Raw genomic sequence first — 10,538 nt, 5'->3', positions numbered from 1 at the left:
TCTCCCCCGCCACCGCCTTGGCGGGCCACCGCCCACACCCCACCACCGGCGCCACATCGAGGATCGGGACGCGACCGAGTTCGGCCTCCAGCTTCACCTGCATGTGCCCGCTTCCGCTCGTCGGCGCCGTCCCCGGCTTCGGTCGCAGACATCCATGCCCCGTCCGCAAGCTCCCGCCGCCTCCGCCGCTGCAAGATCATGCAAAGAGATCACCCGCGACCGCCATGTCCGGCGTGCGCCGCGTCCGCGCGGGGCGGATCCGCCGCCGTCGGCCCGTCAGCGGCGCGCGGCGGCGAGGGCCTCGCGGGCGGTCGCGACGTCGGGGGCGATGGCGACGCGGCGCTGCAGCCCGGCGACGTCCGACACCCGGCGGACGATGCCGCGCGACGGCAGCACCACCCACATCGGCACGCCCAGCTCGGTCGCCCGCATCTGCGAGCGCGTGATCACGTTCAGCCCGTTGGAGTCGCAGAACGTGCAGCCGGTCAGATCGAGGATCAGGGCGGGCGCGCCGGAGTCGAGGAGCCGTACCGCCTGGTCGAGGACGGCCTCGCCGTTGCTCAGGTCGACCTCGTCCGGGAACGTCAGCGTCCCGCAGGTCGGCGTGATCTCCACTCGCGCCACGTCCAGGTCCATGGTCAGCCCCAAAGCCGGTTCCCTCACCTCGATGAACACCGGGGGTGTCTCCCTGCGACTGTAAGCCGCGAACCTGGGAGGAACCTGAAAGGAACGGTCAAGTCTAGGACGTCGATCATCCAGCTCACCGGCCGTTCGGTGGGGTGCTTTGTCGCCGCAAACGCCTATTTATCACCCGCACCTGCTAGGTTCCGGGAACAGCGTGACCGGGGCAGCGTGGCCGGGGGAGGCGGAATGAGCTCGGACCCAGTCGTCATCGACGGCGGCGACCGCTCCTGCGTGCGCCTCCTCCTCGAACTGCGCGGGCACATCGCGGGCCTCGCCCCCGGCACGGTCATCCACCTGATCGCGAGCGACCCGGCCGCGCCCATCGACCTCCCGGCGTGGTGCCATCTGACCGGCCACGCCTACCTCGGCCCGGTGGACGGCGCCGAGCCGCCCACCTACGCGCTCCGGGTGTCGGCGGACGCGCGTCCGACGTCCGCCGAGTCGCCCTGGCGCCCGCGCTGAGCGGCGCGGGCCGCGGTAGGGCCCCGGCCCCTCCCGGCTACCGCTTCGCCATCCGCTCGGACGCCGCCCGCACCGCGTTGGCCATGACCGCGTCGCCCTCCGCGCGGTACGCCGCCACGACGGCGTCCCGGTCGGCCTCCGGACGGTTCTGGCTCATCTTCGACTTCGCCTCGATCCGCGTGATGACGAGTTCGAGGCCCACGATGGCGCGCAACTGCCCGGCGATGAAGGAGGACGGGGCGTCGTCCACCGACCACGACGGCGACCGGCCGTCCTCATGCAGCTCGGTGAGGCGGCGGACCATGGACTCCACCCACGCGGGGTCGTCATGGACGACGAGGCGCCCGTACACATGCGCGGTGAGGTAGTTCCAGGTCGGCACGGCCCGGCCATGCTCCGCCTTGGACGGGTACCACGACGGCGACACGTAGGCGTCGGGCCCGTGGACGATGAGCAGCGACTCCCCGGACGCGGGCTCCCGCCACTGGTCGTTGTTGCGCGCCACGTGCGCCAGCATCGCGCCGTGCTCGCCCACCGACGGGTCGTACAGGACGGGCAGGAACGTCGCCACCGGTCCGCCGGGCGTGACGGTGACGAGATCGGCCGCGCCGCACCCGGCCAGCAGCTCCTCGACCTCCGTGTCCGCAGCGGAGAAATGCGCCGGTACATACATGGTCGTGACACTACTCGACGATCTTTCGTCGGAGCCGCGTGCGAAGCTGGGCGGGTGAGCGCCGAAGAGGAGCGGGACGGGGTCCGCCTGACGAACCTCGACCAGCCCCTGTTCCCAGGGGCGGACGCCACCAAGCGAGACCTCGTCGACTACCTGGACGCCGTCGCCGACCGCGTCATCCCGCAGCTGGCCGGACGCCCGCTGTCGGTGAAGCGCGTGCTGCGCGGCCAGAAGCCGTTCATGCAGAAGAACGTGCCGAAGTACGCGCCGCCCTGGGTGGAGACGGTGACGGTGTGGGCCGAGACGTCGCGGCGCGAGGTGTCCTACGCGGTGTGCGGCGACCGCCGGACCCTGCTGTGGTTCGCGAACCAGCGCGCCGTCGAGTACCACCCGCCGCTCGTCCGCGCGGGCGCCTGGGAGACGCCCACCCACCTCGTCATGGACATCGACCCCCCCGAGTCGGGCGGGTTCGACGTGGTCGTCCGCGCCGCCCACCTGGTGCGGCGCGCGCTCGACGACTGCGGCCTGTCCGGCGCGGTGAAGACGAGCGGCGCGAAGGGGGTGCACGTGTTCGTCCCGCTGGAGCCGCGTCCGGCCGCCGACGTGGCCGCCGCGACCCGGGCGCTCGCCGCCCGCGCCGAGCGCCTCGACCCGGCGCTCGCCACGACGGCCTTCATCCGCGAGGACCGGGCGGGCAAGGTGTTCCTCGACTCGACGCGGGCCGCCGGGGCGACCGTCGTCGCCGCCTACAGCCCGCGCATCCGGCCGGGCACGCCGGTGTCGTTCCCCGTCCCCTGGGACGGGCTCGACGGTGTCGCGCCGTCCGACTTCACCGTGCGGAACGCCGCCGCGCTCGTCGCCGACCGCGATCCGTGGGCCGAGTTGATGCCGGAGCCGCAGCGCCTTCCGGACGACCTCGTCGCGGAGGGGCACACGATCCCGATCGCCCGCGTCCAGGCCATGCACGAGGGCAAACGCCGGGCCCGCGCCCGCCGCGACGCCTCGTCCTAGTCGGTTCGGCGAAACCCGTCGCGCGGTTCGCGATGAGTTTCGCGGGGACGCCCGGTCTGTTCTGGTGAAACGGCATCCGAACAGCGGGAGGTAACGATGACCGGCAAGCCACTCACCACGTGCCTGTGGTTCGACGACCAGGCCGAGGAGGCGGCGAACCACTACGCCTCGATCTTCGAGGACGCGAAGGTCGGCGACGTCACGCGCGTCGGCCCGGGCGGGCCCGGCGAGCAGGGCTCCGTGCTCACCGTCGAGTTCGAGATCAACGGGCAGAAGTTCGTCGGCCTGAACGGCGGGCCCCAGTTCACGTTCAACGAGGCGATCTCGTTCCAGATCCACTGCGCCGACCAGGACGAGGTCGACTACTACTGGGACCGCCTCACCGAGGGCGGCGAAGAGTCCGAGTGCGGCTGGCTGAAGGACAAGTACGGCGTGTCGTGGCAGGTCGTCCCGACCGTGCTGTTCGAGCTGATGGGCGACCCCGACCCGGCGAAGGCGGAGCGCGTCACCAAGGAGATGCTCTCCACGCACGGCAAGCTCGACATCGCGAGGCTCCGCGCGGCCCACGCGGGCTGAGGCGGGTCAGCCCGCGGGCCGGGCGGAGGGCTCCGCGTCAGCGGGGCGGATCGTCGGAGGTGTAGGCGGGCAGCGGGAGGCGCCGGTCGAGGAGGAAGGCCCGGAGCAGATCGGTGTACACGGCGGGCTGGTCGCCCGCGATGGCGTGACCCGCGCCCTTGACCATGACCAGCGTCGAGTCGGGAAGGGTCCGGCGGTAGTCGCGGGTCGCCTCCCACCGCACGTAGTCGCACTGGCCGCGCATGATCAGCGCCGGGACCCGGACCCGCCGCAGGGCGGGACGGGGGTCCGGCACGTGCTCGAAGTCCCTGCTGGTGACCTGGTTGACGTAGAAGCCCTGCCGGTTCTCGTGGGGCGTCCGCGGCGGCGCGCCGGGGCACGAGGAGACGTCCTTCAGCACGAGGCCGAGTTCGTGGAAGCGCTCGTCCGCCTCGCGGTCGCCGACCAGGGCGTGCGCGGCGTTGGGGTTGACGCCGAGCAGGAGGGCGGCGGCGAGCAGCCGCGGCGACGAGGTCAGCTCGTCGTAGCGCTTCTTCTTCGCCGGGTCGAGCCGCGCCTTGGGGTCGGCGTCGCCGTCCGGGAGGCCGGACGGCCACAGCGCGCCGGGCGAGGTGAACGCCACCTTGGCGACGTGCTCGGGATGGGCGGCGAGGTACTGGGCGGCGAGCGACCCGCCCCAGGACTGCCCGACGATGATGATCTTGTCGGCGCCGATGGCGGCGCGGATCGCGTCCAGGTCGGCGACGTGGCGCGCCACCGTGTACCCGGTCACGTCGGACAGCCGGGTGGACCGTCCGGCGCCGACCTGGTCGTAGGCGTACACGTCGAAGCCGTTCGCGGTGAGCGCGGCGCTCGCCGTCGGCAGCCCCTCGCCGGGAGTGCCGGGCCCGCCGTGCAGGAACACCACGGGCGTCGGCCTGGGCTTACCGGCGGCCGGGGCGTGGACGTAGGCGATCCGCGACCCGGTCGGCAGGTTCCAGAACCGGACGCCCGCGGGCGGCGCGGCCGTCGGCGCGAGGGACCCGGGCCGGAAGACGGTGAGCGACGCGACCGCCGCCACGGCGGCGGTGAGCGCGGCGCCGAGGAGCAGCGCCGCGCCCCGCCTGCGCCGCACCCCGAGCAGCGCGAACGCCGGAAGCCCGACCAGGAGGCCGGTACCGGCGACGACCAGCAGCCCGACGACCGCGAGCAGCGGGATGTCGGCGGTGACGGCCGCGAGGCCGAAGAAGCCCGCGACTCCGGCGAGCGGGGCCGCCGCCGCGGCGGCGAGGAGCAGGAGGGCGCCGGACACCCGGCGCAGGACGCTACGTGACATGCGCGCCACGCTAGAAGCGGAAAAAGCCGCGATCGCGGTACCGCGGAACCAATTGCGGGGGCGCGAATCCCCCCGGTCCGGGGGGCTCCACCCCGCCGTCCGGCGGATGCGGGACGGTCCCGGCCGCGCGTCAGCGGACGCCGGGACGGACGAGCCCGCTCTCGTACGCGAAGATCGTCGCCTGTACCCGGTCGCGGACGCCGAGCTTGCCGAGCACGGCCGCGACGTGGTCCTTCACCGTCGCCGCGCTGATGCCGAGCGCGGCGGCCACCTCCACGTTCGTCAGGCCGCGCGCCACCTGGCGGAGCACCTCCGTCTCGCGGGGGGTGAGCGCCGCGAGCCGCTCGGCCTCGGCCGGGCCGGGACCGCCCGCAAAGCGGCCGATCAGCCGCCCGGTCACGGCCGGGTCGAGCAGCGCGTCGCCCCGCGCGGCGACCCGGACCGCGTCGATCACCCGCTCCGGGTCGGCGTCCTTCAGCAGGAACCCCGCCGCGCCCGCGCGCAGGGCGGCGAACACGTACTCGTCGAGGTCGAACGTCGTCAGCACGACCACCCGGGTCGCGGGGACCTCGGCGGTGATCGTGGTGGTCGCGGCCAGCCCGCCCGCGCCGGGCATGCGGATGTCCATGAGCGCGACGTCGGGACGGAGCGAGGCGACGAGCGCCACGGCCGTCTCGGTGTCGCCCGCCTGGCCGACCACCGTCATGTCGGGCTCGGCGCCGACCATGGCGGCGATCCCCGCCCGCACCACGGCCTGGTCGTCGGCGATCACCACGCGGATCGCGCGGTCGTCCGCGCCGGGCCCGGCCGGGCGGCCCGCACCGGTCGTCTCGGTCAAGGGCGGGACACCTCCGGCAGCCATCCCCGTGCCGCGCCGTCGTCGGCGATCGTCAGCGTACCGCCGCAGGCGTCGGTCAGCGCGCGCAGGCGCCGCTCCGCCGCGGCGCCGTCCGGCACCCGTCCGGACACCGTGACGCCCTGCTCGGAGAACGCGACCGTGACCGCGTCCCCGCCGCCGAGCATTTCCCGCGCCACCTGGTACGCCGCGACCTCAAGGGCGGGCGGCAGCGGCCTGCGCTCCCCGGCGAACCGGACGGCCGCGCCGCGCCTGCCCGCCAGGGCGGCGATGCCGTCGACGGTCGGCGGCGGGTCGCCGCCGTCGTCCCGCGCCCGCAGGTCGGACAGGAGTTCCCGGAGCGCCGCGAGCCCCGCCTTCGCCTCGGCGAGGACGCCGTCGAGGCGGCCCGCGTCGGCCTCGTCGGCCGCGTTCCGGGTGTGCCGCCGCGCGGTCCGGCGCAGCCCGTCGGCGATCCGCCGCCGCTCGGCGGCGGCGGCCGCGCAGACCTCCCGGTCGAGCCGGTCGCGGTCCCGCGCGGCGGCCGCGTCCCGCCGCCTCCGCCGCGCGGCGGTGTGCGCGCCGAGCGCCCGGACCGCGAAGCAGGGGACCGCGAGCGCCGCCGCGAGGACAGCCCAGGCGGCCGCGCGGTTCCCGGTGATGCCGTCGCCGCTGGCGAGGGCCGCCCCGCCCACGGCCGCGACGGCGAGCGGCGCGGGCCAGGTCCGGCCGCCCGGGCGGAAGGCGGCGACCGCGTAGACGAGCGCCAGCTCGACCCACCAGTACCAGAGGAAGCCGTCGCTGAGGGGCGGGCCCGGCCAGCCGGCCAGGTCGAGCCCGAGCCACCCGACGAGCGCCGCGAGGGCGATGGTCAGCGCGCCGCGCGGAGCGCGCCTCCGCCACCAGAGGGGGAACGAGTGGACGGCGAACAGCAGCGCCAGCGACGTCCCGAGAAGGGGCGAGGAGAAGGCATCGGGGTCGTCTCCCGGCGGCAGCGCGGCGCCGAGGGACAGCGCGATCGCCAGCACGACCAGCACCGCGTCCAGCGCGGCCGGTCCGCGCCAGCCGCCCGGGGCCTTCAGGAACGCCGCGAGCGATGCGCGGGGCCGGTCGTCCCGCCGCTCCGGGACGCTCCCCGGCGCGGCGGCGAGGGGGAACTCGGCGCGGACCGTCCAGCCGGGGCCGTCGGGACCCGCCGCGAACGAACCCCCGAGGGCCCGCGTGGCGGAGCGCAGCCCGGCGAGGCCGTGACCCGTGCCGAGGCCGGGCGCGGCGGGCGGGCCGCCCATGTCGGTGACCGTGACGGTGAGGGTCGCGTCGGTCCCCTCGACCCGGACGAGGCGGGCGCCCGAGGCGTACCTGACGGCATTGGTCAGGGCCTCGCGCACCACCCGGTGGGCCGCCGCGACGACGTCCGGCGGCGCGGCGGCGGCCGTGCGCCGGTAGTCGACCCCCGGGTGCTCGGCGACCAGCGCGTCGATGTCGTCGAGGGCGACCGTCCCGGCGGCCTCGATGAGGCGGTCCAGCTCCGCCACGGCCTCCCGGGCCGCGCCCGCGGCGTGCCGGGTCGCCTCGGCCGCGAGCCCCGGATCGGCGAGCCGGGTCGCCGCCCCGGCCGCCACCACGATCCCGGTGAGCCGGTGCGCGGCCACGTCGTGCAGTTCGGCCATCAGCCGCTCGCGTTCGGCCCCGGCCGCGAACCTCGGCACGGCGGGCGCCCCGGCCCGGTAGGCGGCGAGCGCCGACCGGCCCGCCCGCCCGCGCCGCCGCGACCTCCCGAGGACCCAGAGCATCGCCGTGCCGCCCGCCGCGAGCAGGCACGCCCCCGCCGCCGTCCGCGGGGCCGCGCCCGCGACGGCGACGGCCCCGGCGGCGGCCAGCGAGGTCACGGCGGCCCCGGCGGCGGCGAGCCCGGCCGTCCGGTGCACGGCCAGCGAGTGCAGCGCGACCGCCAGGGCGAACGGCCACCCCACGGCGGAGCCGCCGGAGCACGCGGCGAGGAGCGCCGCCGCCAGCGCGCCGCCGAGCGCCCAGCCCGGCGCGATCCGGCGCGCGGCGAGCGCTCCCGCCGCCAGGCCGGTGCTGAGCGCCGTGACCAGGACCGCCGCCGCCCCGCCGGTGAGGCCCGGCGAGCCGAGCGCGAAGATCCGCGCGAGGGCCGGGGACGCGCCGGGGACCGTCCACACGAGCGACTGCGCGACGACGATCGCCGCGGCCGGGAGCAGGTCCCGCGGGCCGGGCGGCGGCGTGCGGGCGGGCTCGGCGACGCCGGGGCTCCGCCGTGGCCTGTTCACGTCTCGAACCCTACGTCCGGCCGCGGGGCCCCCGCGCGGTCAGCCCGCGCCCGCGGCCCCGGCGGAGACACGGGCGGACGCGCGGACGGAGGCGGGGGCGGACGCGAGGCCGGGCGGCGCGGCGGCCAGCGCCTCCTGGATGGCCGCGACCAGCGCCAGCGCCGCCTCCTCGGTCAGCTCGACGGCGACCCGCGCGGACGGCCCGTCGCCCGGGTTGGTGAAGTCGATGTTCACCGTGTGCTCGTGGCAGGCGTGGAACGGATGGTCGACGTAGACCGCGCCGTCGGTCAGCGTGAACCAGCCGTCCGCGCCCTTGGCCGCGCCGTCCAGCGCCACCTTGATCGTCTGGTAGGTGCACATGGGGGGTCTCCTCTCAGGCGCTCAGGTGGCGGCCGTAGAAGGCGAAGATCTTCGCCCAGCCGTCCTTGGCGGCCTCGGGGCGGAACGCGGTCCGCTCGACCGCGAAGAAGGCGTGCCCGGCGCCGGGATAGGTGTGGAACTCGTGCTCCTTGCCGAGCCGCGTCAGTTCCGCGTCGAGGGCCGCGACCTCGTCGGGGGCGGGGTTGCGGTCGTCCTCGCCGAACAGGCCGAGCAGCGGGCACGACAGGTCGGGCGCCTTGCCGACGATCGAGCGGGCGGTGGTCGGGGAGTCGCTCGGCGGGTCGTTGACGACGAACGCGCCGTAGCAGTCGACGGCGGCGTCCAGGTCGAGGGAGCACGCGGCGAGGAACGCCTGCCGTCCGCCCGAGCAGTGCCCGATCACCCCGACCTTGCCGTTGGCGTGGTCGAGCGAGTTCAGGTGCGCGGCGGCCCCGGCGACGTCGCCGACGAGCTGGTCGTCGGGGACGCCGCCCTTCGCGCGGGCGGCGGCGGCCTGGTCGTCCGGGCTGACGCCCGCGCCCTCCCGCGAATACAGGTTCGGGCAGATCGCCGCGTAGCCGTGCGCGGCGAACGTCCGGACGAACTCCTTGGTCCCGGTGTCATAGCCGGGCATGTGGTGGATCACGACCACGCCGCCGCGCGGGACGTCGCTCAGCGGCCGCGCCAGGTACGCCTCAAGCTCGGCGCCCCCGTGCCCGGTGGTCGTGACGGTTCCGGCCCATATCGCATCGTTCATGATCCCCGCTTTACCGCGCGGGGCTCAGGCGTTCAACGTTCCCGCGCCGAGAAGCGCGAAGAGGAGCAGCCCGACGGCGATCCGGTAGACGACGAACGAGGTGAAGCTGTGCCGCGCGACGAACCGCAGCAGCCAGGCGATCGACGCGTACGCGACGACGAACGACACCACGGTGCCGACGACCAGCGGGACCGTCCCCGCCCCGGAGCCGAGCGCGCTCGGCAGCTCGTAGATCCCGGCGCCGGTCAGCGCGGGGATGCCGAGGAAGAACGACAGCCGCGTGGCGGCGACCCGGTCGAGGCCGAGGAGCAGGCCGGTCGACATCGTCGCGCCGGACCGGGAGAACCCGGGGAAGAGCATCGCGAGGATCTGCGAGCTGCCGATCAGCATCGCGTCGGTGAAGGACGTGTCGTCCTCGCCCCGCTTGTGCTTGCCGTACCGGTCGGCGAGCCACATCACGACGCTGCCGACGATCAGCGACCCGGCGACCACCCACAGGGACGCGAGCGGGCCGTGGATGAGGTCGTCCGCGGCGACGCCGACGACCACCACCGGCATCGTGGCGAAGATGACCCACCAGCCGAACTTGTAGTCGTGGTGGTAGCGCTCGGACGGGTTGACGATCCCGCGCCCCCACGCCTTCGTGATCCGGACGATGTCGGCGAAGAAGTACACCAGCACGGCGGCGATCGCCCCGGACTGGATGACGGCGGTGAAGCCGATGACGGACTCGTCCTCCACCGGGATGTCCATCAGCCCTTCGGCGATCTTCAGATGCCCGGTCGAGGAGATCGGGAGGAACTCGGTCAGGCCCTCCACGATCCCGAGCACCACGGCCTGCCCGACGTTGATCACGCTCACGACCCGATTCCCCTCCCGACCTGCGCCCGCTGCCCGGCGAGCCTACTGTGCGCCGGGACGTGCGCGGCGCGCCGCCGGGAACTTCTTCACAGTTCATTAACCCGGCGCGTCGCCGCCCAAGAGCATGGCGATGGCGGGGAGGGCGCAGCCGACGCGCACGCCGAGGACGAGCCGTCTGCCGCTGAGGTCGTCGAGGTCAGTCGGCTGCGGCCGCCACCTCCCGTCTGACCTGGTCGAACTCGGCGGCCATCGCGTCCGCCAGGGCCTTGGCCGCCGACAGCGGCCGGACCATGACGGTGAGGTCCTCGATCAGGCCGGCGTCGTTCGTCCGGAGGAAGTCGCAGCCGGTGATGGTGAGGTCGCCGACCTTCGCCTTGAACAGGAGCGCGTGGTCGCGGTCGTCGGGAGCGCCGATCTCGCGGAAGTAGCGGAGGTCGGTGAAGACCCGCAGCACCGCGCGCAGGATCGCCACCGTGATCGGTTTGCCGGGATAGGGCTTGAAGGCCACCGGGCTGGTGAACACCACGTCGTCGGCCAGGAGCGCCTCGATCGCCCGCTGGTCGCCGGCTTCGGCGGCCGCTCGGAAGGGATGCATGCGTACGCCTTGTAGTCAGATCCTTGACTATCCAACACCAAGAATAGTGACAGAAGGGGAGGCCGCGCGCCACCCGCCCGCGGCGCCGCCGGCGTCGGCGGGCCGGAGTTTGGGC

Annotated in this window: 13 protein-coding genes; 3 read left to right on the top strand and 10 right to left on the bottom strand. The window is 74.9% G+C overall.

The window, feature by feature from the left end; all coding sequences use genetic code 11:
- Together ACH01S_RS46740 and ACH01S_RS10410 are read right to left on the bottom strand one after the other, a co-directional pair.
- Positions 1 to 103, bottom strand: a 103-nt coding sequence (locus ACH01S_RS46740; protein WP_157406275.1) for a maltotransferase domain-containing protein, incomplete at its 3' end; no start/stop codon positions are given.
- 173 nt (positions 104 to 276) lie between these two features.
- A complete protein-coding gene (locus ACH01S_RS10410) occupies positions 277 to 675 on the bottom strand; it encodes an STAS domain-containing protein (RefSeq protein WP_148344639.1) in 399 nt (132 codons plus the stop codon).
- Positions 676 to 870: 195 nt separating this feature from the next.
- Here ACH01S_RS10410 and ACH01S_RS10405 point away from each other — a divergent pair, with 195 nt between their 5' ends.
- Positions 871 to 1,146 carry a sulfurtransferase TusA family protein gene (locus ACH01S_RS10405; RefSeq protein WP_067888489.1) on the top strand — a complete coding sequence of 92 codons (276 nt, stop codon included), beginning with the start codon at positions 871 to 873 and terminating at the stop codon, positions 1,144 to 1,146.
- A 37-nt stretch (positions 1,147 to 1,183) separates the two neighbouring features.
- On the opposite strand, the gene ACH01S_RS10400 is transcribed toward ACH01S_RS10405, so the two are convergent.
- Complete coding sequence (locus ACH01S_RS10400; protein ID WP_067888485.1) at positions 1,184 to 1,819, bottom strand: FMN-binding negative transcriptional regulator; 636 nt, start codon at positions 1,817 to 1,819, stop codon at positions 1,184 to 1,186.
- Positions 1,820 to 1,873: 54 nt separating this feature from the next.
- Here ACH01S_RS10400 and ACH01S_RS10395 point away from each other — a divergent pair, with 54 nt between their 5' ends.
- The gene (locus tag ACH01S_RS10395) at positions 1,874 to 2,830 is read left to right on the top strand and encodes a DNA polymerase domain-containing protein (RefSeq protein ID WP_067888483.1); all 957 of its coding nucleotides are present in this window, start codon (positions 1,874 to 1,876) and stop codon (positions 2,828 to 2,830) included.
- A gap of 96 nt (positions 2,831 to 2,926) precedes the next feature.
- Positions 2,927 to 3,406, top strand: a complete 480-nt coding sequence (locus ACH01S_RS10390; protein ID WP_067888480.1) for a VOC family protein — start codon at positions 2,927 to 2,929, stop codon at positions 3,404 to 3,406.
- 37 nt (positions 3,407 to 3,443) lie between these two features.
- On the opposite strand, the gene ACH01S_RS10385 is transcribed toward ACH01S_RS10390, so the two are convergent.
- The 7 genes from ACH01S_RS10385 to ACH01S_RS10355 form a co-directional block, all read right to left on the bottom strand.
- A complete protein-coding gene (locus ACH01S_RS10385) occupies positions 3,444 to 4,721 on the bottom strand; it encodes an alpha/beta fold hydrolase (protein WP_148344640.1) in 1,278 nt (425 codons plus the stop codon).
- A 130-nt stretch (positions 4,722 to 4,851) separates the two neighbouring features.
- On the bottom strand, positions 4,852 to 5,559 hold the full coding sequence (locus ACH01S_RS10380) for a response regulator (RefSeq protein WP_255220169.1): 708 nt from the start codon (positions 5,557 to 5,559) through the stop codon (positions 4,852 to 4,854).
- Positions 5,556 to 7,850, bottom strand: coding sequence for a sensor histidine kinase (locus ACH01S_RS46505; protein ID WP_067888474.1), 2,295 nt, complete (start codon positions 7,848 to 7,850; stop codon positions 5,556 to 5,558). Before ACH01S_RS46505 ends, ACH01S_RS10380 begins: the two co-directional genes overlap by 4 nt.
- A 39-nt stretch (positions 7,851 to 7,889) precedes the next feature.
- A complete protein-coding gene (locus ACH01S_RS10370; protein WP_067888470.1) occupies positions 7,890 to 8,210 on the bottom strand; it encodes a DUF6295 family protein in 321 nt (106 codons plus the stop codon).
- A 13-nt stretch (positions 8,211 to 8,223) separates the two neighbouring features.
- Positions 8,224 to 8,967: a dienelactone hydrolase family protein gene (locus ACH01S_RS10365; RefSeq protein ID WP_067888467.1), complete on the bottom strand. Its 744-nt coding sequence runs from the start codon at positions 8,965 to 8,967 to the stop codon at positions 8,224 to 8,226.
- A gap of 24 nt (positions 8,968 to 8,991) precedes the next feature.
- Positions 8,992 to 9,828, bottom strand: coding sequence for an undecaprenyl-diphosphate phosphatase (locus tag ACH01S_RS10360; protein WP_067888464.1), 837 nt, complete (start codon positions 9,826 to 9,828; stop codon positions 8,992 to 8,994).
- A 196-nt stretch (positions 9,829 to 10,024) separates the two neighbouring features.
- On the bottom strand, positions 10,025 to 10,423 hold the full coding sequence (locus ACH01S_RS10355; RefSeq protein WP_067888461.1) for a nuclear transport factor 2-like protein: 399 nt from the start codon (positions 10,421 to 10,423) through the stop codon (positions 10,025 to 10,027).
- Positions 10,424 to 10,538 lie beyond the last annotated feature (115 nt).

It is taken from the genome of Actinomadura chibensis NBRC 106107 (genome assembly GCF_001552135.1).
Lineage (GTDB): Bacteria > Actinomycetota > Actinomycetes > Streptosporangiales > Streptosporangiaceae > Spirillospora > Spirillospora chibensis.
Note: the sequence above shows the minus strand (reverse complement) of the source record. Positions and strands in the feature narration are given on the sequence as shown.